The 25294-nt window shown below is 70.9% G+C and carries 16 protein-coding genes and 3 pseudogenes; 12 read left to right on the top strand and 7 right to left on the bottom strand.

The genetic code is table 11. From position 1 onward, the window contains the following. Positions 1-91: 91 nt before the first annotated feature. Both mmpB and ACWEO5_RS06385 read left to right on the top strand, forming a co-directional pair. Complete coding sequence (gene mmpB, locus ACWEO5_RS06380) at positions 92-217, top strand: morphogenic membrane protein MmpB (protein ID WP_344553169.1); 126 nt, start codon at positions 92-94, stop codon at positions 215-217. Between the two features lie 18 nt (positions 218-235). Continuing rightward, positions 236-847, top strand: coding sequence for a Maf family protein (locus tag ACWEO5_RS06385; RefSeq protein WP_452160678.1), 612 nt, complete (start codon positions 236-238; stop codon positions 845-847). Between the two features lie 7 nt (positions 848-854). On the opposite strand, the gene ACWEO5_RS06390 is transcribed toward ACWEO5_RS06385, so the two are convergent. Beyond that, positions 855-1607 (bottom strand): hypothetical protein, encoded by a 753-nt coding sequence (locus ACWEO5_RS06390; protein ID WP_452160680.1) that lies wholly within the window; start codon positions 1605-1607, stop codon positions 855-857. 266 nt (positions 1608-1873) lie between these two features. On the opposite strand from ACWEO5_RS06390, the gene ACWEO5_RS06395 reads away from it, so the two are divergent. Both ACWEO5_RS06395 and ACWEO5_RS06400 read left to right on the top strand, forming a co-directional pair. Then, positions 1874-2626, top strand: coding sequence for a hypothetical protein (locus tag ACWEO5_RS06395; protein ID WP_452160682.1), 753 nt, complete (start codon positions 1874-1876; stop codon positions 2624-2626). 217 nt (positions 2627-2843) lie between these two features. Then, on the top strand, positions 2844-4619 hold the full coding sequence (locus tag ACWEO5_RS06400) for an acetyl/propionyl/methylcrotonyl-CoA carboxylase subunit alpha (RefSeq protein ID WP_452160684.1): 1776 nt from the start codon (positions 2844-2846) through the stop codon (positions 4617-4619). Between the two features lie 57 nt (positions 4620-4676). Here ACWEO5_RS06400 and ACWEO5_RS06405 read toward each other — a convergent pair whose 3' ends face one another. The 4 genes from ACWEO5_RS06405 to ACWEO5_RS06420 all read right to left on the bottom strand — a co-directional run bounded on the left by ACWEO5_RS06405 (position 4677) and on the right by ACWEO5_RS06420 (position 9294). After that, on the bottom strand, positions 4677-6029 hold the full coding sequence (locus ACWEO5_RS06405) for a condensation domain-containing protein (protein ID WP_452160686.1): 1353 nt from the start codon (positions 6027-6029) through the stop codon (positions 4677-4679). Between the two features lie 94 nt (positions 6030-6123). Then, complete coding sequence (locus tag ACWEO5_RS06410) at positions 6124-7026, bottom strand: DeoR/GlpR family DNA-binding transcription regulator (protein WP_452160737.1); 903 nt, start codon at positions 7024-7026, stop codon at positions 6124-6126. A gap of 197 nt (positions 7027-7223) precedes the next feature. Continuing rightward, positions 7224-8678, bottom strand: coding sequence for an NAD(P)H-quinone dehydrogenase (locus ACWEO5_RS06415; protein ID WP_452160688.1), 1455 nt, complete (start codon positions 8676-8678; stop codon positions 7224-7226). 55 nt (positions 8679-8733) lie between these two features. Next, positions 8734-9294 carry a hypothetical protein gene (locus ACWEO5_RS06420; protein ID WP_452160690.1) on the bottom strand — a complete coding sequence of 187 codons (561 nt, stop codon included), beginning with the start codon at positions 9292-9294 and terminating at the stop codon, positions 8734-8736. 134 nt (positions 9295-9428) lie between these two features. Here ACWEO5_RS06420 and ACWEO5_RS06425 point away from each other — a divergent pair, with 134 nt between their 5' ends. From ACWEO5_RS06425 to ACWEO5_RS06460, 8 genes and pseudogenes are all read left to right on the top strand, one after another. Then, positions 9429-9866, top strand: coding sequence for a gamma-glutamylcyclotransferase (locus ACWEO5_RS06425; RefSeq protein WP_344553156.1), 438 nt, complete (start codon positions 9429-9431; stop codon positions 9864-9866). A 231-nt stretch (positions 9867-10097) separates the two neighbouring features. Next, entirely contained in the window at positions 10098-10925 is an 828-nt protein-coding gene (locus tag ACWEO5_RS06430) for a purine-nucleoside phosphorylase (RefSeq protein WP_344553155.1), read from the top strand. Positions 10926-11493: 568 nt separating this feature from the next. Further along, positions 11494-13191 (top strand): phospho-sugar mutase, encoded by a 1698-nt coding sequence (locus ACWEO5_RS06435; protein WP_452160692.1) that lies wholly within the window; start codon positions 11494-11496, stop codon positions 13189-13191. 587 nt (positions 13192-13778) lie between these two features. Next, positions 13779-14260 (top strand): annotated as a pseudogene (locus tag ACWEO5_RS06440) (IS5 family transposase); the annotation flags it as partial. Positions 14261-14393: 133 nt separating this feature from the next. Continuing rightward, a pseudogene (locus ACWEO5_RS06445) lies at positions 14394-15143 on the top strand (transposase family protein). Beyond that, a pseudogene (locus ACWEO5_RS06450) lies at positions 15140-15418 on the top strand (transposase); the annotation flags it as partial. The pseudogenes ACWEO5_RS06445 and ACWEO5_RS06450, both read left to right, overlap by 4 nt. Positions 15419-15600: 182 nt before the next feature. Continuing rightward, positions 15601-16664, top strand: a protein-coding gene (locus tag ACWEO5_RS06455) for an IS630 family transposase (RefSeq protein WP_452160694.1) whose coding sequence is annotated in 2 segments (ribosomal slippage) — positions 15601-16048 and positions 16048-16664 — 1065 coding nt in all. Because the reading frame shifts where the segments join, the coding sequence is not laid out codon by codon here. Between the two features lie 278 nt (positions 16665-16942). After that, the gene (locus tag ACWEO5_RS06460) at positions 16943-17284 is read left to right on the top strand and encodes a hypothetical protein (RefSeq protein WP_452160696.1); all 342 of its coding nucleotides are present in this window, start codon (positions 16943-16945) and stop codon (positions 17282-17284) included. Positions 17285-17344: 60 nt separating this feature from the next. Here ACWEO5_RS06460 and ACWEO5_RS06465 read toward each other — a convergent pair whose 3' ends face one another. Both ACWEO5_RS06465 and ACWEO5_RS06470 read right to left on the bottom strand, forming a co-directional pair. Continuing rightward, positions 17345-17932 (bottom strand): hypothetical protein, encoded by a 588-nt coding sequence (locus tag ACWEO5_RS06465; RefSeq protein WP_452160698.1) that lies wholly within the window; start codon positions 17930-17932, stop codon positions 17345-17347. A gap of 84 nt (positions 17933-18016) precedes the next feature. After that, the gene (locus ACWEO5_RS06470) at positions 18017-25219 is read right to left on the bottom strand and encodes a polymorphic toxin-type HINT domain-containing protein (RefSeq protein WP_452160700.1); all 7203 of its coding nucleotides are present in this window, start codon (positions 25217-25219) and stop codon (positions 18017-18019) included. Positions 25220-25294: the final 75 nt, after the last annotated feature.

A 25294-nucleotide genomic window follows, 5' to 3' on the forward strand; every position in this document is an offset into this window, starting at 1 on the left:
CCGCGTCAAGGGGCACCCGAACCGTTCCGGTGCGCCGGACTGAGTACGGATACTCAGGCGCGCCCGGCCCGTCCCGTTGCAGGCTGGTGCGGTGCTCTGGTCAGACCCCCGCGACGAACCGTCGCAAGAGGCCCGTGAGGTGCAGCGCAGGCTGCGCCGGACGGGGGTGCTGATCGCACTGCTGGCGCTGCTGGGGGCGGCCCTGGTGCTCGTGTAGGCCGCTAGGCTTTCCCGCATGACCGCTCGCCGCCCGCTGGTTCTCGCGTCCGCCTCCCCCGCCCGGCTGGGCCTGCTGAAGCAGGCGGGCCTGGATCCGCTGGTGCGGGTGAGCGGGGTGGACGAGGACGCGCTGAGCGCCGCGACGCCGGGCGAGCTGGCGCTGGTGCTGGCGGTGGCGAAGGCCGAGAAGGTCGCGGGCGACCTGGCCGGCGAGCCGGGCGAGCCGCCGCTGGTGGTCGGCTGCGACTCGGTGCTGGAGCTGGACGGCGTCGCGCTGGGCAAGCCGGCCGACCCGGCGGAGGCGCTGGAGCGCTGGCGCTCGATGCGCGGCCGCGAGGGCGTGCTGCGCACCGGCCACTGCGTGATCGACACCGCGACCGGGCGGCGGGCGGCCGCGACCGCCTCGACCACCGTCCGGTTCGGCACCCCGGACGACGCCGAGGTCGCCGCGTACGTCGCCTCCGGCGAACCGCTGCACGTGGCCGGGGCGTTCACCCTGGACGGCCGTTCGGCACCGTTCGTGGAGGGGATCGACGGCGACCCCGGCAACGTGATCGGCCTGTCGCTGCCGCTGCTGCGCCGCCTGCTCGCCGAGCTGGACGTGCGCATCACCGACCTGTGGGCCTGATCCCCGCTCAGCCCGTCGCGGGGGCGTGCTTCGCCAGGTAGCCGAGCACGTCGGGCAGCGCGCCGTCCTGGAGCAGCGGAGCGCCGTGGTTGCCGCCGGGGTAGATCTTGAGCTGCTTGTCCTCGGCGACCGAGGCGTCGTAGAGGGCCTTGGCGTTGTCGTTGAACGGGCTGTCGGTCTGCTCGGCGGCGAAGTACGTGGGCGTCCGCACCGTGGTGACCGCCAGCGCGGCATTGAACAGCGGGTACGAGCTGGGCGAGCTGAGCGAGACCACGGCCTTGACCGGCAGCGGGTTGTCGAGCTTGGCGGCGACCAGCGAGGCGGCCGCGCCCTTGGAGGCGCCGACCAGCGCGACCGCGCCGACGCCCTTGCCCTGGTAGTAGCGTTCGGCGGCCTCGATGCCCTCGGTGACGTCGCCCGAACAGGTGAAGGCGAGCACCGCGTAGCCGGCCCCGGTGAACGCGTCGAAGACGGGCGCCCATTCGCACAGCGAGCCGTCGGCCTGGTGCGAGAACACCACCCCGACCTTGGCGTGCCCGGCGTCGGAGTCCCGGTAGAAGGCGTCCAGGTAGTTCCCGGCGGCGGTGCCGCCGTCGAGGCTGAAGGAGCCCTTGGCGGCCTGCTCCGCGGTGACGCAGCCGTAGGTGTCGGCGCTCGGACTCGGCGCGGCCTTCCCGGCCCCGGATCCGGAGCCGCCGGAGCAGGCGGTGAGCAGCAGCGCGGTCGCGGCCAGCGCGACGGGCAGCGTGGAACGTTTCACGTTTCCCCCGTGAATCGTACGAATGGTGCGGTGGTGGCTGTGACGCTAGGGAGCGGCCCGAGCCGGGTCAATGGTCTGGACCGTTCCGTTACCGCGGTGGCCGCCGGGGGTCCGCGCGGCGAAAACGGAACGGACGACTCCCTTTTCCGGGTGCGGAATCGGACAGAACCCGGCCCGCACATCTGTTGCAGAGTTCCACTCCCCCCGGACCTGGCCGCCGTTAGGCTGACGCAGCCGGAACGGAGAGGAGCGACGAGGAGCGGAAGATGACCGATGGAGTGCTCAACGTCGTTCTGGGACTGGTCGCTTCGGCGATCAGCGCCGGGCTGGGCTGGCTGGCCCAGACCGTGCGCCGCCGGCGCCGGCTGGGGCGGGAGCGGGCCTTCTTCGGCCTGCCCGCGGCGGGCGAGGCCCTGCTGGTGGTCAACCGCCAGCCGTCCGCGCCGGACGTGAAGAGCGTGGCCCGCGACGACGTGTACGCGTTGATGGAGCTGGCCGCGCTGGTGCGCGAGTGCGGCGCGCGGGCGACGCTGACCGGGCACGACGAGGTCCGGCAGGGGCTGGGCGACAAGACGGAGTTCTGCGTGGGCGGCCCGGTCGGCAACAAGCGGACGGCGGCCCACCTGGAGTCCTGGCTGCCCGGGGTGGCGTTCGTCAGCCCGCCCGCCGAGGCCGGGCACCCGGTGCACACCCTGGTGGTCGGCCCGCGCGAGTTCCGGTTCCTGACCTCCCGGGAGGAGCCCGGCCAGCGGGCGCACGTGCTGCTGGCCCGGGTGCACCTGCGCGAGGGCGGCCGGCCGGTGTTCGTGATAGCCGGGCAGACCGCGGTGTCCAACCACGCGGGGGCCCGCTACCTGGCCGCCCACCACCGGGCGCTGGCCCGCGCGCACGGCCGGGACGGCGCGTTCGCGGTGGTGCTGCGGGTGGTGAACGCCCGGGCCTACGGGCCGGACGTGGTCGAGTTCGAGGCCGACGTGACGGCCGCGGCGACCACCCGTCCCCAGCCGGCGGCGGCCTGATCCGACCCGGTGTGGCGAAGGCCACCCTCCTCCCCCGCGGACGCCCCGGCCACCCGCCGCGCCCGCTCCCGCCGCCCGTCACCCGGGGTGCGGCCAACGGCCGCCGCTCGTACGGGAGTCCGGCAACCGAGCGTGTGAGCACGCTCACCACCAGGGACTACTCGCCGGTAGCGCCCTCCAATCCATAGACTCGACGAGGTTCGAGAAGGGAGCCACAGTGCGCAAGGTGCTCATCGCCAATCGCGGAGAAATCGCCGTCCGCGTCGCCCGGGCCTGCCGGGATGCGGGAATCGCCAGCGTCGCCGTGTACGCGGAGCCTGACCGGGACGCGCTGCACGTGCGGGCGGCCGACGAGGCGTACGCGCTGGGCGGCGACACCCCCGCGACCAGCTACCTGGACATCGCCAAGGTCCTCAAGGCGGCCGCCGACTCCGGCGCGGACGCCGTCCACCCCGGTTACGGCTTCCTCTCCGAGAACGCCGACTTCGCCCAGGCCGTCATCGACGCGGACCTGACCTGGATCGGCCCGCCGCCGCAGGCCATCCGCGACCTCGGCGACAAGGTCACCGCCCGGCACGTCGCCCAGCGCGCCGGCGCCCCGCTGGTGGCCGGCACCGCCGAGCCGGTGTCCGGTGCCGACGAGGTGGTGGCCTTCGCCGCCGAGCACGGCCTGCCGGTCGCCATCAAGGCGGCGTTCGGCGGCGGCGGCCGCGGCCTGAAGGTCGCCCGCACGCTGGAGGAGATCCCCGAGCTGTACGAGTCGGCGGTCCGCGAGGCGGTCGCCGCGTTCGGCCGCGGCGAGTGCTTCGTCGAGCAGTACCTCGACAAGCCCCGGCACGTCGAGACCCAGTGCCTGGCCGACCAGCACGGCAACGTGGTGGTCGTCTCCACCCGCGACTGCTCGCTGCAGCGCCGGCACCAGAAGCTGGTCGAGGAGGCGCCCGCGCCGTTCCTCACCGCCGAGCAGAACGCCGAGCTGTACCGGGCGTCCAAGGCGATCCTGCGCGAGGCGGGCTACGTCGGCGCCGGCACCTGCGAGTTCCTGGTCTCCCAGGACGGTCTGATCTCCTTCCTGGAGGTCAACACCCGCCTGCAGGTCGAGCACCCGGTCTCCGAGGAGGTCACCGGCCTCGACCTGGTCCGCGAGATGTTCCGGATCGCCGACGGCGAGGAGCTGGGCTACGACGACCCGGAGGTCCGCGGCCACTCCTTCGAGTTCCGGATCAACGGCGAGGACCCGGGCCGCGGCTTCCTGCCCGCGCCCGGCACCGTCACGCTGTTCGCCCCGCCGTCCGGCCCGGGCGTCCGGCTGGACGCGGGCGTCGAGTCCGGCTCGGTGATCGGCCCGGCCTGGGACTCCCTGCTGGCCAAGCTGATCGTCTCCGGCGCCGACCGCAAGCAGGCCCTGCAGCGGGCCAAGCGCGCCCTGGAGGAGTTCAAGGTCGAGGGCATGGCCACCGCCATCCCGTTCCACCAGGCGGTCGTCACCGACCCGGCCTTCGCCCCCGAACTCACCGGCTCCGCCGACCCGTTCACCGTCTTCACCCGGTGGATCGAGACCGAGTTCGACAACACCATCCCGCCGTTCGCGGGCGCCGGCGCCGACGGCGAGGAGCCCGAGGGCCGGGAGACCGTGGTGGTCGAGGTCGGCGGCAAGCGGATCGAGGTCTCGCTGCCCTCCTCGCTCGGCGTCTCCGCCGCCCCCGCCGCCGGTGGGCCCGCCGCGAAGGCCAAGCGCCGGGCCGGCGGCAAGAAGGCCGCCTCCGCGGTCTCCGGCGACACCCTCGCCTCGCCGATGCAGGGCACCATCGTCAAGGTCGCCGTCGAGGAGGGCCAGGTCGTCGCCGAGGGCGAGCTGATCGTGGTCCTGGAGGCGATGAAGATGGAGCAGCCGCTCAACGCCCACAAGGCCGGCACCATCGTCGGCCTGACCGCCGAGATCGGTGCCTCCGTCTCCAGCGGCGCCGCGCTCTGCGAGATCAAGGACGTCTGAGCGCCGTCGACCCCGTGAAGGGCGGCGGGAGTCCACGGACTCCCGCCGCCCTTCCGGCTATGCGGCCGCGCCGAGCACCAACGCCTCGACCCCGCACAGGAACTGCGCCATCCGTTCGCGGTCGAGCAGCGCGCCGTCCACCACCATCCGCAGCTCGACCGCGCCCGGCACCACCACCACGTCCACCGCGACGGACACCCCGGGACGGGCCGGGAACTCGCCCGGGAAGCTCAACTCCCGCTCCCCGGCGGCCCCCTGGGCGGGCGCGTCGGCCATCAGCGCGGCCAGCGGGTCCCGGGTGTCGTTCCAGAACACCGAGTGGTCGGCCAACTCGACGCCGGCGGCCCGCAGTTCGTCCAGCTCGGCGTCCAGCTTCGGCTTGTCGTAGCCGGAGTGCCGGTACGCGGTGAGCGCCGGGCCGTGCGCGCGGCGGACCGTCCCGGCGAAGTCGTCGGCCAGCTCCGGGAGGTGGAACAGGCCCTCCTGGGCGAGCGTGGTGACGGCGTCGGCGGCCTGCTCGGTGAACCGGTTGCCGACCACCACCTGGCACAGGAAGGCGCGCTGCCCGCCCAGCCGGGCCAGTTCGGTGGCGGCGGCGGCCAGCAGCACCGTGGCGTCACCGGTGCGCAGCCGGGCCGCGGCCACCGGGAGGGCGGCGGCCAGCGCCGGGGAGCGCAGCACCGCGTACGGGAAGGTCCGGCCCGGGTCCGGTTCGCCGTCCGGGCGGGGCAGCAGGGTCCGCGGTCCGGCCGCCAGCTTCTCCCGCCAGTGCCGGCGGGCGGCGGCGTCCCGGCGGCGGCCGCGCGGCGAGCGCTGCTCGGCGGCCTCCTCCAGCGGCTGGGCGAACTCCCGTTCGGCGCGCAGCCCGTGGGCGGTGCGCCCGGCGGCCAGCAGCATCAGGTCGCGGACCATCCGGCGCATCCCCCAGCCGTCCGCGGCGGTGTGCGAGAGCACCACGACGGCCTGCCGGACCAGGCCGTCGACCAGCACCAGGCCGAGCCGCACCGGCCACTCGCGGGCCGGGGCGAAGGGCCGCCGGGCGTACTCGTCGAGCAGTTCGGCGGCCGCCCCGGCGGCTTCCCCGGCCGTCTCCCGGTGCAGCAGCGCCACCGGGAGGGTGCCGTCGGCGTCCACCACCTGGACCAGGTCGCCGTCCTCCTCGACCAGCCGGGTGCGCAACGCGTCGTGCAGGTCGAACAGTTCGGCGTAGGCGCGGAGCACCGCGTCCGGCGCCATGCCGGGGTCGACGGGGGCGGCCAGCCGCAGGTTGTAGCGGGGCGCGTCGGCGCCGAGCCGGACCAGGGCGGAGTGGATGGCGCGCTGCCCCCAGGTCGCGGGGCCGCGGCCGCCACGGGCCCGACGGACCGTCAGTTCTGTCGTGCGGTCGAGTGATTCGCTCGCTGCGTCCATGGGCGCAGACGCTACAAGCGGCCCGGCCGGGGCGGCCAGGGGTCGGCGGCGGGCGGGCCGGAACCGGTCAGCGGGGCGCCCCGGGGGCGCCCCGTCAGCGGATCCGCTCGGCCAGCCGGGCGGCGGGCGGCAGCACCCCGTGCGGGGCGGCCGGACGGCGCTGGCCGGGCAGCGGGCTGCCCGGGGCCGGACCGGACGGCCCGGCGGCCCGCCGGGCGGCCTGCTGGTGCGCCCCGGACTCGGTGGCCAGGCCGAGCGAGGCCACCGAGACCTGCACCCCGCAGTCGGCGAGCGCGTGCTGCTCGCGGGAGGTGAGGTCGTCCAGCAGGGTGCGCTCGTCGGTGACCAGCCGGGTGATCGCCTCGGTGGCGACGGTCTGGAACATGCTGTCGGTGCCGAGCTTGGTGTGGTCGGCCAGCACGATCACCTCGTTGGCGGCCTGCACCAGCGCCCGGTCGACCGAGGCGGAGAGCATGTTGGCGGTGGACAGGCCGCGGTCGGCGGTCAGGCCGCTGCCGGAGATGAACGCCTTGGTGACCCGCAGCCCGGCCAGCGACTGCTCGGCGCCGCTGCCCACCAGGGCGTAGTTGGAGCCGCGCAGGGTGCCGCCGGTCATCACCACCTCCACCCGGTTGGCGTGCGCCAGCGCCTGGGCGACCAGCAGCGAGTTGGTGACCACCGTCAGCCCCGGCACCCGGGCGAGCCGGCGGGCCAACTCCTGGGTGGTGGTGCCGGCGCCGACCACGATGGCGTCGCCCTCCTCGACCATGTCCGCGGCGAGGTCGGCGATGGCGCTCTTCTCGGCGGTGGCGAGGTGGGTCTTCTGCGGATAGCCGGGGTCACGGCTGAACCCGCCGGGCAGCACCGCGCCGCCGTGGCGGCGGTCGAGCAGCCCTTCGGACTCCAGCGCCCGGACGTCCCGGCGGACGGTGACTTCGGAGGTCTGGACGACGCGGGCCAGCTCACGGAGCGACACGGCTCCGTTGGCGCGCACCATCTCAAGGATCAACTGGCGACGTTCTGCTGCAAACACAGGACCGACGGTAACCCGAGTGACCGTCTGCTTTCAGGCGTTTGCACCTGGTAACGGGATTTGCTCACCTCGGGACGGCGCACGACCGTACAATGCGCGCTCCGCCGCCCGGGTGAGCCGGGCGGCGCGCGCCCGGCTCGTTCCCGTGCTCCCGCGCTCCCCTAGGAGCCCGCGCCCTCGCGCTTGCGGATGTGCAGCTGGCGGGCCGCCTCGGCGGTCGAGCCGGACAGCGAGGGGTAGACCGTGAAGGCGCTCGCGACCTGCTCCACCGTCAGGTTGTTGTCCACCGCCAGCGAGATGGAGTGGATCAGTTCGGAGGCGCGCGGGGCGACCACCACGCCGCCGACCACGATGCCGGTGCCGGGGCGGGCGAACAGCTTCACGAAGCCGTCCCGGATGCCCTGCATCTTGGCCCGCGGGTTGCCGCGCAGCGGGAGCTTGACCTCGACGGCGTCCATCTTCCCGCAGGAGACGTCGGCGTGGGTGTAGCCGACGGTGGCGATCTCCGGGTCGGTGAACACGTTGGACGCCACGGTCTTCAGGTTCAGCGGCTGCACCGCGTCGCCGAGCGCGTGGTACATCGCGATCCGGCCCTGCATGGCGGCCACCGAGGCCAGCATGAAGACGCCGGTGCAGTCGCCGGCCGCGTACACGCCGGGGGCGGAGGTGCGGGAGACCCGGTCGACCTTGATCTGGCCCCAGTCGTTGACCGCGACCCCGGCCTCCTCCAGGCCCAGGTCCGCGGTGTTGGGGATGGAGCCGACCGCCATCAGGCAGTGCGTGCCGGTGATCACCTTGCCGTCGGCCAGGGCCACCTCGACCCGGTCGCCGACGCGCTTGGCGCTCTCGGCCCGGGAGCGGCTCATCACGTTCATGCCGCGGCGGCGGAACACGTCCTCCAGCACCTCGGCGGCGTCCGGGTCCTCGCCGGGGAGCACCCGGTCGCGCGAGGAGACCAGCGTGACGTTAGAGCCGAGCGCCTGGTAGGCGCCGGCGAACTCGGCGCCGGTGACGCCGGAGCCGACCACGATCAGCTCGCGCGGCAGCTCCTCCAGGTCGTACACCTGCGTCCAGGCGAGGATCCGCTCGCCGTCCGGCTGGGCGTCGGGCAGCTCGCGCGGGCGGACGCCGGTGGCGATCAGCACCGCGTCGGCGCGCACCGACTCGACGGCGCCGTCGGCGAGTTCGACCAGCACCTCGCGGGAGCCGTCGATCGCCTGGCCGCCGGTGCCGAGCCGGCCGCGGCCGCGCAGCACGGTCACCCCGGCGCGGGTGACGGCCTGGGTGATGTCGTGCGACTGGGCGATCGCCAGCCGCTTCACGCGCCGGTTGACCTTGCCGAGGTCGACGCCGACCACCCGGGCCGGGTCGGCCGCGTCCGGCGTGCCGTCCGCGACCAGGATGCCGAGTTCCTCGTAGGAGCTGTCGAAGCTGGTCATCACCTCGGCGGTGGCGATCAGCGTCTTGGACGGCACGCAGTCCGTCAGCACCGCCGATCCGCCCAGACCGTCGCGGTCGACGACGGTCACCTCCGCGCCGAGCTGGGCGGCCACGAGGGCCGCCTCGTATCCGCCTGGTCCGCCACCGATGATCACGATCCGAGTCACGTGCCCCATTGTCCCGCATGCCGGAACCGATTCCACGCCGGGGCCGTTGTTGTTCCCCTCCCCGCTACCCGGTCTGCCGGATCGAGGCGCTCACCAGCAACCCGCCGGACACCGTGTAGGTGCCCTCGTAGGTCTTCGTGCTGCCGTCGGTCTGCACCGCGTAGATCACCGCGCGGACCTGGCCGGAGCCGAACTCGCTGCTGGTGCCCAGGTAGATCTTCGCCGTGGTGGCGTAGCCCTTCACCCAGCCGTCGTAGTCGCTGCCGCCGATGTTCTTTCCGCCCAGCGCCCAGGCCGCCGCGTAGTCGTGGTTGGTGATGTCCTCGTAGTACTGGGTGACCACGGCGGTGGCGTTGGTGAGCGTCGGGTTGCCGCCCTTCGCGGTGGTGACCGTGACGGTCGGGTTCGGCGTGGCGGTGACGGTCTGCGGGGTGACGGTGACCGTCGGGGTCGGCGTCGGCGTGACGGTGACGGTCGGCGTCGGGGTGGGCGTCGCGGTGACGGTCACCGCGCCCGGCGGGCTGGCCCCCGCCTGGCCGCCGCCGCCCGAACCGCAGCCGACCGCGGTCGCCAGCAGCACCGCCGCCACCGCCGAGGCTCCCGCCACCACCGGTAGTTGTCGCATCAGGACGCTCCCGTCCGGCGCGCACCCCGCCCCCGGCCCGGGCGGGTCCGCCCGCGGGGTGAGACCTCTCTCCACGGTAGGCCCGCCCCGGACGCGCAGCCCGGTGGACCGTTCCGCTCCCGTAGGCTGGCGCCATGTCGCTCTACGCCGCCTACGCCACCAACCTCGACGCCCGGCAGATGTCCCGGCGCGCCCCGCACTCCCCGCTGCGCGGCACCGGCTGGCTGCCCGGCTGGCGGCTGACCTTCGGCGGTGAGCAGCTCGGCTGGGAGGGCTCGCTGGCCACCGTGGTGGAGGACGAGAAGGAGGAGGTCTTCGTCTCGCTGTACGACGTGGCCCCGATGGACGAGGAGGGCCTCGACCGCTGGGAGGGCGTGCAGCTCGGCATCTACCGCAAGGTGAAGCTGCGCGCGCAGACCCTGGACGGCGAGGTCGCGGTCTGGACGTACGTGCTGAACGACTACGAGGGCGGGCTGCCCGCGGCCCGCTACCTGGGCCTGATCGCGGACGCGGCGGAGAGCGCCGGCGCCCCCGACGACTACGTGCTGGACCTACGCCGCCGGCCCTGCTGACCGCCGGGGCGGTCCCGCCCCCGCCCCCTGGGAACCCCGCCGCCCCTCGCCGTCGCTCGCCGCCCCTCGCCGACGGCCCGCGGCTCCCGCCGGGAGCGGTGGTGGGTTCCGCCGGGAACCCTTGCCCCCGCGGGGACGAATGCCGTTCTTCCACGCAATCCGGGTAACGATCCGGCATGGCCCGGCCATGATGTCTACGCGCGTAGGCAGATTTGACCTATCCTCGACCGTGTGAACGCATCTCCTCAGACGGTCGCCCCCGCCGACCCCTACGCCGCTGCCCGGGCCGCCGCCGACCGGCTGCGCGAACTCACCGGCGCCGAGCGCCACGACGTCGCCCTGGTGATGGGCTCCGGCTGGGTGCCGGCCGCCGACGCCCTGGGCGAGACACTCGCGGAGTTCCCGGTCACCGCCCTGCCCGGGTTCCCCGCCCCCTCGGTGGCCGGCCACGCCGGCACCATCCGCTCGGTGCGGATCCCCGGCGGCGAGCGCCGGGCCCTGGTCTTCCTCGGCCGCAACCACTACTACGAGGGCCACGGCGTGGCCACCGTGGTGCACGGCGTGCGCACCGCCGCCGCGGCCGGCTGCCGCACGGTCGTGCTCACCAACGGCTGCGGCGGCCTGCGCGACGGCTGGGTCCCCGGGCAGCCGGTGCTGATCAGCGACCACATCAACCTGACCGCGGACTCCCCGATCGTCGGCGCCAACTTCGTCGACCTCACCGACCTGTACTCCAAGCGCCTGCGCGCCCTGTGCCGCGAGATCGACCCGTCCCTCGACGAGGCCGTGTACGTGCAGTTCCGCGGCCCGCACTACGAGACCCCGGCCGAGGTCAACATGGCCCGGGTGATCGGCGGCGAGCTGGTCGGCATGTCCACCACGCTGGAGGCCATCGCCGCCCGCGAGGCCGGCGCCGAGGTGCTCGGCATCTCGCTGGTCACCAACCTGGCCGCGGGCATCACCGGCGAACCGCTCAACCACGCCGAGGTGCTGGAGGCCGGCAAGGCGTCCGCCGAGCGGATGGGCGCCCTGCTGGCGAAGGTCCTGGAGCGGATCTGACACCCCGGCGGGGGCCGGACTCCCCCGCCCCGGCGCCCGGCTGACGGAGAATCGGGAGCCGTGACGAGGACGAGCGCGGAGCGGCCGGGAGCCGGACGGGCCAGGGCCAGCCGGACGGGCAGGACGGGCCAGGGCCAGGGCCGGACAAGGCCAGGGCCGGACAAGGCCAGGGCCGGACCGGCGGGACCGGGCCACCGGGCCACCGGGCCGCCGGGACCGCCGGGTCGCTCCGGGGCCGGAGTGCCGAGCGGGTGCGCGGCGTCCGCCGGGGGCGGCGCCGCGGGCCCGGACCGGGAGTCCGGCGAGCGGAGCCACGGGGCGCGGGGCCACCGGGCGCGGGCTCGGGAGACCGGGCCCACCGGACGGTGTCCGGGCCGTCCGCCGGGAGCTGCAGGTGGGCGGTTCCGCGCCCCCGCTCGCGGCCCCGGTCCGCCCCGGGTTCCGTCCGGCTCCCGCCGCCCGTCCGCTCCGGGTCCGCCACCCGGCCCGCACCGCCCGGCCGCACCCCGCACGTCTCGTCCTCACACCTCTCTCACCCCTCGTCCTCACACCCCAGGGAGCGGGCCACATGTCGCAGGCACCCACCAACGACCTCCTCGACCGGGCCCGCGCCTGGCTGGCCGAGGACCCCGACCCGGAGACCCGCGCCGAGCTGACCGCGCTGCTGGCCGCCGCCGAGGGGCCGGAGGCCGAGGCCGAGGAGCGGATCGCCTGGTCCCGGCTGGCCGAACGCTTCGCCGGGCGGCTGCAGTTCGGCACCGCCGGGCTGCGCGGCGAGCTGGGCGCCGGGCCGATGCGGATGAACCGGGCCGTGGTGATCCGGGCAGCCGCCGGCCTGGCCGGGTACGTCCGCAAGCACCCCGAGCTGGGCGACCTGGTGGTGATCGGCTACGACGCCCGCCACAAGTCGTACGACTTCGCGCTGGACACCGCCGCCGTGGTGGTGGGCGCCGGGCTGCGCGCCGCGCTGCTGCCCCGCGCGCTGCCGACGCCCGTCCTGGCGTTCGCGATCCGGCACCTGGGCGCGGCGGCCGGCGTGGTGGTCACCGCCAGCCACAACCCGCCGCAGGACAACGGCTACAAGGTGTACCTGGGCGACGGTTCGCAGATCGTCCCGCCCGCGGACGCGGACATCGCCGCCGAGATCGACGCGCTGGGCGCGCTCGCCGACGTCCCGCGCGCGGAGGGCGGCTGGGAGGTGCTCGGCGAGGACGTGCTCGACGCCTACCTCGCCCGCGCCGCCTCCGTCCTCGACCCCACCGGCCCGCGCGAACTCACCACCGTCTACACCCCGTTGCACGGCGTGGGCCGCGACGTGCTGCTGGCCGCGTTCGCCGCCGCCGGGTTCCCCGCGCCCACCGTGGTCGCCGAACAGGCCGAGCCGGACCCTGACTTCCCCACCGTCGCGTTCCCCAACCCGGAGGAACCCGGCGCGATGGACCTCGCCTTCGCCACCGCCCGCGCGGCCCGCCCCGACCTGGTGATCGCCAACGACCCGGACGCCGACCGCTGCGCCGTCGCCGTTCCCACCCCGGACGGCGACTGGCGGATGCTGCGCGGCGACGAGGTCGGCGCGCTGCTCGGCGCGGCCGTCGCCGCCAAGGGCGCCACCGGCACGTTCGCCACCACCATCGTCTCCTCCACCCTGCTCGGCAAGATCGCTGCCGCCGCCGGGCTCGGCTACACCGAGACCCTCACCGGCTTCAAGTGGATCGCCCGCGCCGAGGGCATCCGCTACGGCTACGAGGAGGCGCTCGGCTACTGCGTCGACCCCGACGGCGTGCGCGACAAGGACGGCATCACCGCCGCCCTCCAGATCGCCGAACTCGCCGCCGGGCTGAAGCGCGACAGCCGCACCCTCACCGACCTCCTCGACGAACTCGCCCTCGCGCACGGCCTGCACGCCACCGACCAGCTCTCCGTCCGGGTCGACGACCTCTCCGTCATCTCGGACGCGATGGCCACCCTCCGCGACAAGCCCCCGGTCGAACTGGCCGGCCTCAACGTCACCCGCGCCGACGACCTCACCACCGGCACCCCCGACCTCCCCCCGACCGACGGCCTGCGCTACCTCCTCACCGGCCCGTCCGTCACCTCCGCCCGGGTCGTCGTCCGCCCCTCCGGCACCGAGCCCAAGCTCAAGTGCTACCTGGAAGCCGTCCTCCCGGTCCCCACCCCCGCCGACCTCCCGGCCGCCCGCCTCCGCGCCCAGGCCCTGCTGGACGCCCTCAAGCAGGACTTCGCGGCGGCCGCGGAGCTTCCCTGAATTTCACCGCAAAATATTTCCAGAAAAATCACCCGAGACATCCGGTCAGATATATCGACCAGAAAAGCGAAACCTTAAAAATGGCGTTTCAAAATGACCCCGATGCCCACCGAAAGCCAAGGAAGCTACTCCGCAAAAATTCCAATTGGAGTTGAACCGGGCATCCGAAAACCCGCTAGATCAAGGCCACCCCAAACCTTGAGGGTAATGAACATTTTTTACCCAGCCGAGCATGGGATCGATATTTCGCTAGCAATCACTAGGATCTCCTTTATCGCCGCAATAGAAATGACGGGATACTGCTGGCGAGACCTTCCCGGTAGACTCGAAATCTCAATCACTCCGGACTGCACCAACTTGATCCCTGAGCAGCAGGCTCGAACTGGCCGCTGAGCCCTTTTGCCCGCATTGATAACCGCCGTACAGAAAATCAACCTCCACCTGACCCTGTGCTCCGACCAAGGAAAAATCAAGGCCAGACCGAAGGCCGTAAGAATGAGCCTGCCATACGAGGGCGTCCGTCCGGACGGGTCGGCAAGGGCCGTTGCAGCACTAGGATTCGTCTTCAAAGGTGATCAAGTGATCAGATCATCTCGGGTGTGATACGTCATCATGAGTTGTCCGATGCGGAATGGACTGTGCTCTCACGGTTCCTGCCGAGTTCGGGGACCGCAGGTCGACCGCGCAGTGACGACCGAGTGGTGCTGAACGGGATCGCGTGGAAGCTGCGGACCGGCTCGGCCTGGCGTGACGTGCCCGAGCGCTACGGTTCCTGGCAAACCCTGTACACCCGTTTCCGCAGGTGGGCCTTGGATGGGACGTTCACCTGCATGCTTCGGCAGGTCCAGGCGGAGAAGGATGCGGCCGGGGAGATCGATTGGCCGGTGTCGGTCGACTCCACGATCGTCCGGGCTCACCAGCACGCCGCTGGCGGCGGAAAAAGGGGGACCGGGGCGGGGACGAAACTGCGGATCACGCCCTCGGCCGATCCCGCGGAGGACTGAGCACCAGGATCCATCTGGCCTGCGACGGACGGGGCCGCCCGCTGGGATTCGTGCTGACCAGAGGTAAGCAGTGAGCCTTTTCAAGGCGGCCACCGATCGGGTGACGGCCGGATGCTCGGGATGAGAGCAGAACGAACGAGGCTCCCGGGCGGTTGAGCGAGATGTCTCACGTCTCAAACAACCAGCCAGAAAGCCTCGTTGGTCACCTATCCTGCCGCACTGGACCTGCCACACGCGCTCGTCGAGTGGGTCACCATGCTCATCGTCACCCGCGAGGGTGACCGAGGGTGCAAGCTCCGGCCGTCCCAGCGAGCGCTGGTCGCGCTGGTGTACCCGCGCAAGCACGATACCCCCGCCCAGATCGCCGCCGGCTTCCAGATCAGCGTCGGCACCGCCCACGCCTACGTCCACCAGGTCACCGCCCTACTCGCCCGCAAGGCACCCGGCCTGACCCGGGCCCTGCGCGACGCCGATGCGGAATACGTCCTGATCGACGGAACCCACGCCGAGCGCGACCGCGTCGGCGACGGCCGCGCCGACTACTCGGGCAAGCACCGCCGCCACGGCGTCAACCACCAGGTCATCACCGGTCCGACAGGCAAGCCCGTGTGAATCTCCCGCGCCCTGCCGGGCCGCGCCCACGACGTGACCGCCGCCCGCACCCACCGAATCGTCAAGACCTGTATTCGGCTACGCATCCCGGCCCTGGCCGACATGGCCTACACCGGCGCGGGCGGCACCTTCGCCGTGCTGACCAGACGCCCTGCCCACAAGGAGTTGACCATCGGACAGCGGTCGCTGAACCGGGCCCACGCCCGGCTGCGTCGCCCCGTCGAACGCGGCGTCGCCACCGTCAAGCGCTGGCGGATCTCCCGACATGCCCGCTGCAGCCCAAACTGGCTGACGTCAGCAGCCAAGGCAGTCCTCACCCTTGAGTTTCACCGCTGAAGAGGCTCAGTGACTGCACCTGCTTCGAACAGGTCCTGGAGTCGATCCGCGTCCCGCGAATCGGGCCCGGGCGTCCACGTACCCGGCCCGACCACGTGATCGCCGACAAGGGCTACAGTTCCTGCAAGATCCGCGCTTACCTGCGCAGACGCGGCATCCGCCACACCATCCCCGAACGCGCTGACCAGGTCCTGGGCCGGTTGAACCGGGGCCGGCGCGGCGGACGCCCGCCCGTGTTCGACCGGGCAATCTACCGCCTGCGCAACATCGTCGAAAGCAGTGGCACGGCCTGGCCACCCGCTACGACAAGACCCGCCAGTCCTACCAAGCCACCGCCGCCATCGCCTCAATCCTGCTCTGGATCTGACCTTTGAAGACGACTCCTACTGAACTTGATTGGGTGATGTCGGAGCCGTTTGCCTGACATCGGTGGGCGGGCTCCGGTAGTCCTGCCTTTGTGAGGTACGCGCAGGGCGGCGGGTTGACCGACGCCGAGAGGGCCGCGCGGGAGCGGATCCGACTGCAGGCCGTGGAACGCTTCGAGGGCGGGGAGAAGAACCGGGAGATCGCTGCCGCGCTGCGGGTGAGCGAGCGGTCGGTGGAGCGGTGGCGCCGGGCCTGGCGCGAGCGCGGAGAGGCCGGTGTCCAGTCGAAGGGATCACCGGGCCGCCCGAGGCTCGGTCCGGCCCAGATCGCCAGGCTGGAAAGGGAGTTGGAGCGTGGACCGCTCGCCCACGGCTGGGCGGACCAGCGGTGGACACTCGCGCGGATCAAGACGCTGATCGGCCGGCTGTTCCACGTCTCGTACACCGTCGAGGGCACCTGGCAGCTACTCAAGCGGCACGGCTGGTCCTGGCAGCAGCCTGCCCGCCGGGCGATCGAGCGCGACGACGCGGCGGTCGAGGTCTGGAAGAAAGAGACCTGGCCGCAGGTAAGAGCATCGCAGCGGAGCTCGGAGCCTGGCTGGTCTTCGAGGACGAAGCCGGGCAGTCGATGACGCCGCCGCGTGCCAGGACCTGGGGCCGGATCGGGCAGACGCCCGTGGTGCGGGTGCGAGGCCGGGGCTCGGGCCGGGTGTCGATGGCCGGCATGACCTGCTACAAGCCGGGCGAGCGGTCCCGGCTGATCTACGCGATCCGCGAGTACCGGGGCCGCAAGGACGAGCCGAAGGGCTTCGGCCGGCGCGACTTCCGCGACCTGATCGTCCGCGCCCGCACCCAGCTCGGCGGCCCGATCGTCCTCGTGTGGGACAACGTCCGCCTCCACCTGACCAAGCCGCTGCGGGAGTTCATCGAGGCGAACTCCTCATGGCTCACCGTGTTCCAGCTGCCCACCTACGCGCCGGACCTGAACCCGCAGGAGGGCATCTGGTCGCTGGTCAAGCGCGACATCGGCAACCTCGCCGCCGCCGACCTCAGCCAGATCACCCGGGCCCTGAAACACCGACTCAAGCAGATCCAGTACCGCCCGGACCTGGTCGACGGCTGCCTCACCGGCACCGGCCCCATCCGGGACGGCTGACCGACTTCACGCATTCAAGTTCAGTAGCCCGCCGATGGGTCAGCCAGTTCTAGCGACGGACATCACGTGCTGGCAGCGGCCGGATGCATACACCTCGCCGCAGCGGTTCCTTTGCCACACCTGTGAGTTCGTAACACGATCTTGCAGCTTTTCTGCACCGCCCCCGCTTTCGCGCACTTGGCCGACCGAGATACTTGGGGGATGGGCAGCTGTCAGGGACCAACGACGTTGGAGTGGCAAGCAATGGGGCGACGTGCCCGGGCAAGTTGGACGGGTGGGTGTCGGTCCGTATTGCCAACGGCAACTGGGCCTGTGACGTGGTGCTTGACCCCGAGCGACTGTCAGATGATCACCGCGAGGTCTTCGGCCTCCTGATGGATCTCGATCCGGTCTTCACACTACGCTTCCATGAGGGCAACGGGATCCTGGTCAATGCTGCGAGAGCCGAAGACGGCGAGTGTTTGGCGTTCACGGTCTACGGGTCAGCCAAGCTCAGGCTCGCCCGCCTGCTCGCAGCCGACCTCCGCAGCCCCCCAGAAGAAGTCCTCGCCCACGCCGCACAAATTGAAGATCAGTTATGGAAATACTCTGTCCATCTCTGCATAAAACGAGTCAGCTGACAGTCCCAAACCGGCAATCTCATACGCGCAGTCCGAGCGAAGGAACTTACGCTTTTCTTGTCAAATGCGACGTCGACGGCACTCCTTCAGCCAGCGCTCCACCTCCATTCGAGTTTCCTCATCCAAACTCGACGAACGAAGCATCCGCTCTCCGTGCCACAGAAGAGTTTTGGCGCCGCACGCTTTCGGCACTACACTAAATTCAATAAAACCCTGCCCTACGTCACATCTAAGAATTGCCTGCCCATCCAAAGAAGTCATGACAAACGCAGGTCGGCATGGGCCGTTACCGAGCACGAGAGACGCCGCCCCTCTTCCAATGATATCCCATTCACGCCCCAGGCGAACCCGCACCCATCGCCACCGTAGAATTTCGTTGGAAACAAACTTGACTGCCACCATGAAGACAGGGTCATTTTCGACGAACACTGCTCCGGAAACCCCAAGTCGATACCATGCTGAATTTGCATCTTTCAGAAAATTTGCACCGCTCATAGGGATCGCGTCACCAAAAGCCCCATCCTCATCCGAGCAACTGTTCGCAAATGTCGCCAGAAAAGGAGGGATCCTCGGCTCACTGCGATCATCTACCTCAAGGAGAAGGAGGCCGGCATCAGCCAGGAGGGAGCGCAGTTCCATCTCTTCCATAAGTAGCCCTCTTTCATCTAACGCTCAGGCCCGGGGGCAGACCCCCGGGCCTGAGCAGTTGTTTCGTTCAGGAAAGCTTTATCCCTACGGCCTCTTGGCCCACGGATAGGGAATCACCTGATTGTAGTTGTGACTTCCGTCAGGACGAAGGCCCAAGTAGGCCATATTTCCCTGGTCATCCACCAGGACGCGGATCTGGCTCAGCGGATCACCATTATCGTAGATCTTGGCTCCAGCCCACCTTCTGGCAGTCCGGGAGGCCGTCTGAGGCCCCCTTCTTTGCTCACCCAAGGCCTCAAAGAAGTCAGGCTGCCTCCTGGTGCTGCCCGGCCGCCGTGTCATGCGCTGCGGATAATTCGGGTTATCGAGAAGCTCAGTCACCAGGTCATGGACCTCCTTCGGAGTATTGTAGTACGCCTTGTTCGCATCTGATCTTTCTTTCACTTCCCTCGGGGAATAGTCATTGTCCGGAGTCCAGTTTTCTCCCGTCTCCTCCGAGCCACAGTTATGGACCAGAATGGGTTCCGAGCCTGCGAGTACATAGTACGTGTGCAGATTTGAAACTGTGAGATTATGGGCCGTCGTTGCAGGAGTGCCGTAGGTCCGGATGGCAGTGACAACTACGAGCGCTCCATCGGCGCTCCGGAGCCGGTGGCCAACCACTACATTGAGGGCATCCACCCACTTCTGTGAGGTCTCGTCCCAGTAAGGGTGGTGCGCCGTAGAAGTGATAACCGAATTCCCATCATCGGCGTTGCCGCCGAGGGTGATCTGGGTGAATTCGACATCGTTGTGGCCGGTGATCGTATTAGCCACGGGCTCAGCCCGGGTCTGGCCCGTCTGAGGATCGGTGGCCAAAACCATGTCGCCCGGTTCCACCTGATCGATCGGCTTGGCACGTCCATCCGCAAGCTGGACCAAGGTACCAGCAGGGAAACTGTTACAGGTTTCTCCTTCTGCAGCCGAACTACTTGGCTCATCTGCCTTGGCCGCGTCGGATTCAGCCTTCTTGGCGGCTTGCTGCTCGGCTTCGGCAACCTCCTTCTCGGTCTTGCGGGCGACGCTGAACGCTTCCTGGGCCTCCTTGGCAACGCGTTCGGCGCTGCGGATGGCGCTGTACGCCTTCTCGCCCTCGCGCCAGAGCTTGAACGCCTTGATGCCGATCTTGACGGCCTTGAAGACCTTGGTCCACGGAACGAAGTTCAGGGCGGTGTTGATGCAGCCCATCACGTCGCCCTTGGTGAAGCAGTCGCGGGCGTCGTTGAAGCCGATCAGGTCGCCGACCACGTCGACGATCTTGCTGATCAGCTCCTCGCGGGCCTGCTTGGCCTTGGCGAGTGCCTCGTCCGCGGCCTGCTTCTGGCGCAGGGCCTCGTTGCTGGCGTCGTGTGCGGCCTTGCCGGCCGGGGTGGTGGAGCTGCTGGTGCTGGCTCCGTTTCCGTCGTCGCCGCTGGGGGCGACGTAGATGTACGGGGTGCCGTGGCAGTAGCCGTCGTCCATGACCCGGCAGGTGCCGTTCGGGTCGGAGCCGTCGACGGGGTTGTTGTTGGCGTACGCGTAGCCGTTCCACGACTGCGGGTCGGAGTTGTCGAAGATCGGGTCGACGGACAGGAAGCGTGCGGTCTTCGGGTCGTACTGGCGGGCGCCGAGGTTGGTGAATCCGGTGCCTTCGATGGTGCCGCCGACGAAGCCCTTGTCACCGGCCCAGGATCCGGCCGCGGGCTGGGCGCCGCGGGCGTTGCCGAAGGGGTCGGTGGGGCGGCGGGCGACGTTCAGGTTGGCGGCGTCCATCTGGACACCGGCGGTGCCGTGCGGGTCGGACGCCTGGTAGTAGAGCGCCGTGGCGCCCGCGTCGTCGGCGGTGCGGGTGATGGTCAGGCCGCCGGGTGCCCCGTAATAGCGGGTGGCGGTGGTCTTGCCGGTGGCGGTGTCGAGGGTGAGCTCGTCCGTGCCCAGGTTGATGGTGGTCTTGCTGCCCGCTCGGCGGATCAGCTGGTTGCCGCTCGCGTCGTAGACGTAGCTGGTGTCATTGGAGGGCGCTGCGGTGTCGTGGACCTTGGCGAGCTTGCCCTGGTTGTTCCAGGTGAGCGTCTTGGTACCGGAGGTGTCCGTGAGGGACGTGGTGTTGCCGCTGGCGTCGTAGGTGGACGTGGTGACCTTGCTGGTTCCGTTCGCACTGGTCGTGGACGTGAGCAGCGCGTGCGGCCCGCCGGTGCCGCCGCCCGTGGCCGGGTCGGTGGTGGGGGTGTTGGGGCCGGTGGCGAAGGTCTGGGTGGTCTGCTTGTCGTTGACCACCGCGCCGGTGGTGTCGTGCTGGACCAGCTTGGTGCGGTTGCCGGTCAGGTCGTAGGAGTAGGACTGCCAGTACGGGGCCGGGCCGCCGACCCGGGCGGACGCGGTGAGCGCCGTCGGCTCGGTGGCGTCGGTGCAGCCGCCGATGCCCTGCGCCGAGGGCGCGGGGGCGGTGGTGGTGGTGCCCTTGTCGGTCCAGGCCGAGCTGAGACGGCCGAGGTAGTCGTAGGTGAAGCACTGCAGGTCGGTGGTGGCACCGTCCTGCACGGTCTTCGCCGACGTCATCGAACCGGACTTGCTGTAGGTGTAGTTGGTGAGGTCGACGTGGGTGGTGTCCGCGGTCTGCTTGTCCAGGGTGGACTGCACGACGCGGCCGGTGGCCGGGTCGTAGACCTGGGTGGAAACGACCTGGAGACCGGCCTCGCCCACCGTGGTGCGGGTGGGACGGGCAAACGCGTCGTACTTCATGTCCTGGACGTAGTAGTCCAGGCCGCTGGAGGTCCGGAAGTTGCCGTCGACGTCGTAGGAGTTGCCGACGGTCTCGGCCGCCAGGCCGCCCACCGCGGGCAGCTTGGCGTTCTTGGCCAGTCCGAGGACCGGCGTGTAGGTGGTCGACCAGGTGTAGGTGCCGGCCAGCTTCGCCTCGCCGGTGACGGACGGGACCGTGATCGACGTTCCGGTGGGCCGGTAGTTGAGGTCGTAGCCGGTGACCGTGTTGACGTAGGCGACCCTGCCGGAGCCGTTGGGGGTGTCGGCGTAGGTGGTCGTGCTGGTGGGCTTGCCCAGGACCAGCGAGTCGTAGGTCGACTCGGTGAGCTTCTTGCTCGCGTCGGTGGTGCTGGTCCCGTCGTACGAGGCGGTCTGCCGACCGAGCAGATCGTAAGTCATGCTGGTGGACTTGCCGCGCGCGTCGGTGGTGGTGACGGCGTCTCCGGCCTTGTTGTAGACCGTGGCCGACGTACCGGCGTCCGGGTCGGTCGAGCTGGTCTGCTGGCCGAGCAGGTCGTAGGTGTACGTCCACCGGTGGGCCGGGGAGTTGCTGTCCTGGATCCAGGTCGGCTTGCCCGCGACGTCGTACCCGTAGGTGGTCGCGTCGTAGGCCCCGGTCGGGGTGCCGGACTTGTACTGCCGCACCTCGACGGTGGCACCGGTGGAGTCGGTGATCGTCGTGCTGGCGTAGCCGCCGGGCGGCGGGGTGGTGTCGGTGCGCTCGGCGCCCGGGTGGGCCACCGTGGTGCGCCACTGCTCCTGCCCGTAGGACATGAACTTGGCGGCGGTGACCTGGCCGAGGCCGTCGTACTCGTTCCAGGTCTGCTGCGGGACCTCGGAGTCCTGCGGCAGGTACACCGTCGCGATCGGGCCCGAGTCCTTGTTGTAGTAGGACGGGGTGGACTTGATCTGCCAGCCGTGCGAGTCGTAGAACGCCTCGGAGATCAGGCGGCCGACCTGGCCCTGAGCCGGGATGGACTGGGACTGGCGGACGCGCCCGAGGCCGTCGTAGATCTGCAGGCTCTTGGCGTAGGTGCGGTCCTCGCGGATGCTCTCGCTGGTGACGACCGACGGGGAGGCCGAGCCGTTCAGCTCGTACGTGAACTTCCGGTTCGGGGTGGTCTTGGTGCTGTCGGGATCGTTCGGGTCGCGGCCCGGCAGCCACACCGCGGTGAGGCGGCCCAGCGCGTCGTAGGTCTCCTGGGTGACCCGGCCGTTCTCGTCGGTCGCCCTGGTGGGCAGGCCGCGGGCCGGGTCGATGACGGTGGTGGACTTCCAGCCGAGCGGGTTGGTGACCTCGACCTTGGCGGGCAGTTCACCGGTGGCGGGGGTGTACGCCGTGGCGGTGGTCGCGCCGTTCGGGTGGGTGGTGTCGGTGCGGTTGGGGTCGGTCGTGGAGACCTGGCGGCCGTAGGCGTCGTACTGCGCCTTGGACATCACCTTGTAGTTCGGGGTGTTGTTGGCCCCGTACGACTCCAGGACCCGGTTCTCGGTCTGGTCGGCCATGTCGCCGATGGTGCCGAGCGCCTGGCCGTCGTAGAGGGTCAGGGCGTCCGAGATGGTGTTCGCCTGGGTGGGCGTCTGGCCGCAGGGGCCGGCCAGGGTGAGCACCCGGGAGGGGAACTCGACCAGTGCCGGGTTGCTGCCGGAGGCGTACGTGACGGCGGTGCACTGGCGCTGCGAGCCGTTGGTCGAGAGGTCGCCGAGGACGTCCGTGGTCAGGACGCGTCCGGCGTGGTCCTCGTCGTAGCTGGCGGTGCGCTCGGTAATGCGCCACTGGTCGTTGGAGAGCAGCGAACGGGTCTTCACGTCGGCCGTGTTGACGTACCGGGCCGTCACCTTGGGCAGGTTGCCGGTCTGGGTGTGGGTCGCGGTGATCTTGGAGAGCCACGGGGTGGTGAGCTCGCCGCCGACGACCTTGGCGCCCGCGGCGTCCGACTCGTAGTTCTGGGTCTCCCGGACGAATCCGGCCAGCTCCTCGGCATCGGTGATCGTGCCGCCCCAGCTGTCGGCGACCTGTCCGCCCATGCCGCGCAGGTAGGTGCTGACCGACTTGGTGCGCGGGCCGTCCGATCCGGAGCCCGAGGTGGTGGTGACGGTCTGGTAGCCGCGGAAGTTGTCGTAGGTGCGGGTGTCGTCGTCCGCGAACTCGGAGTCGTTGCGGTGCCAGGCCGCGCCGCCGCCGTAGGAGTACTGGGTCTCCTTGGCCACGGTGGAGCTGGTGACCAGCGAGGACTCGGTGATCGAGGAGACCAGGTACTTGTGGAACCAGTCGTCGACCGGCTTGGTGCCGGCCGCCGAGCCCGGCGGCACCCACTTCACCGGCATGCACGCCATGGTGTTCCCGGCCTCGGAGGCCGGCATGGTGCCGTTGAGCCGCGAGCACTCGACCGGCTTGTAGGTGACGGTGATCCGGCCGCCGGTCTCGGTGGTGATCTCCTTCATCCGGGGGCGGTTGAACTGCGAGACCGCCGGGACCAGGCCGTCGACCCGGTTGGCCATCTGCATGGCCGCGAAGGACACGGCCGGCAGCGTGACGTCCGCCTGGCCGTTCTTGCCGGTGCGCTGGATCGAGTTCAGCCACAGGGTCGGCGAGGTGCCGTCACCGGGGTCGGAGAAGACCTGGTTGAGCGCCCAGGAGTCGACCACCCGGGCCGAGCCGCCGGTGTAGACGGTGGTCTCGACCTTGGTCAGCCGCTTCGAGGTCCAGAACGTCGGACCGTAGGTGGTGCAGGTGCCGGAGGCGGTGCAGGCCTGGTCGAGCGGGGTGTCGGGCCAGGAGGACTGGTTGGCCACCACGCGCTGGGCGTCGCTGCAGGTGATCGAGCCGGAGGCGAAGCAGCGCTCCGCGGTGGTGAAGTCGATCTTCGCCGCGGGGTTCCCGGCGCCCTTCGAGGCGATCTGGTCGGCCAGCCGCAGGCCGTACTGGATCGAGGAGACGTTGGAGTACCGGTCGTACGCGGTGCGGGTGCCGGTGCCGTTGTTCTGGCCGCCGCCGCGCGCGTAGTAGTTGGACTCCTTGGCGTACTGGTACTTGATCAGGTTGCCGTGCAGGTCGACGATGTAGTCGAGGTTCCACTGCCAGCCCATCTGGCACCAGGAGGCCAGGCCGGTCGAGGAGTTGTAGCACGGGTCGCCCGCGTGCGGGTGGTAGACCGGCACGGTGTTGACCGAGTTGCTGGCCGGGTCCGTGCCGTCGCCGCCGGGCAGGTGGTTGGCGCCGAAGTAGTACTGGGTGCCGTCCGTGGTGGTGACCTTGAAGCCCTCGCCGTTCCAGGCCCCGTTGTTCAGGCCGGTCAGCGGGGTGATCAGGGTGCCGTCGTCGCCCTGCAGGCGCAGCACGCCGGTGGTGTCGTCCTTGACCACCGTGCCGGAGTGGCCGGCCAGGTTGAGCTGGAGCGCCTGCCCGGCCCAGCACTCGTCGCCCGACATGTCGATGCCGGACTTGATGCACGCCTTGTACGAGCGGGAGATCGAGCCGGCCGAGTAGTCCCAGCCGTCACCGAGCCAGCCCGACTGCGAGTTGGTGGCCGCGGTGCGGCCGTCCACCGCCGAGGAGTCGTAGCCCAGCACCACGCTGGGGGCGGCCCCGCCGACCGCGGTCGGCATGTCGAAGGTGTACGAGTAGGTGAAGTTGCCGGAGCCGGAACCGGCGCTCCAGGCCGCGGACGGCGCGATCGGCGTCGCCGCGAAGGAGCCCGAGGAGCCGGACGAACTCGCCTGCGCGGACAGCACCATCGCGCCCGAGGACGCGGTGGCGGTCTGCTCGACGAACCCGGCCTGCACGACGCCACCGGTGGAGCCGCCGCCGAGCGACGCGCCGGTGGTGCCCGCGGCGGGCGCCTCGGGCAGTTGCACGTCGGCGGTCAGCAGACCGGACAGCGGGTCCAGGGTGGACGGAACCGGTGTGCTGGTGCGGCACTCCGGCTTGTCCGGCGTGGTGAGCGCGCACTCGGGCAGCAGCACCAGCCGGGCCCGGTCGGACCACATCGCGTTGCCGGTCAGCGCCTTGACGTCCAGCGACACCTGGAACTTGTGGCCGCCCTTGGCGGCGCCGCCGGCCCCTTCGAGCCGGACCACCGGGCCGGTCGAACCGGCCGCCTCGGCCTTGCCCTGGTCCAGCAGGTCGACCTTGACCGAGGGCGTGCCCGCGGCCTTGTCCCGGGCGGTGCCGAGGTCGGTCAGGAAGACCGGCAGGTCTCCGGCCCTGACCTTGGCCTTGCCGCCGGCCGCCGGAGCGGCCCCGCCGCTCAGCCGGCGGGCCGCCTCCTGGTCCGCCGACACGTCGGCGACCTGGACCGTCGCGCTGCCGGCCTTCGCCGGGGCGACGGCGGAGCGCTTCCACTCCCGCGGCACGCCGCCGGTGGCGGGCGCCCCGGTGAAGCTGTCGGAGCGCCCGGACACCGATTTCGCGTCCTGCAGCGGCGTGGTCGGCGGGACCCACACCTTCGGCGCCTTCTCGGCGAATGCCGGCGGCGCGCCGAGCAGTGACCCGGTCACCGCCATGAGCGTCAGCATCCCCAACGCCCGGGACCGGCCTCTCAGCCGGTACCGGCGTGGGGTGCGTTCACGCTGTACCCC

The sequence above is a fragment of the Kitasatospora sp. NPDC004272 genome (assembly GCF_053603035.1).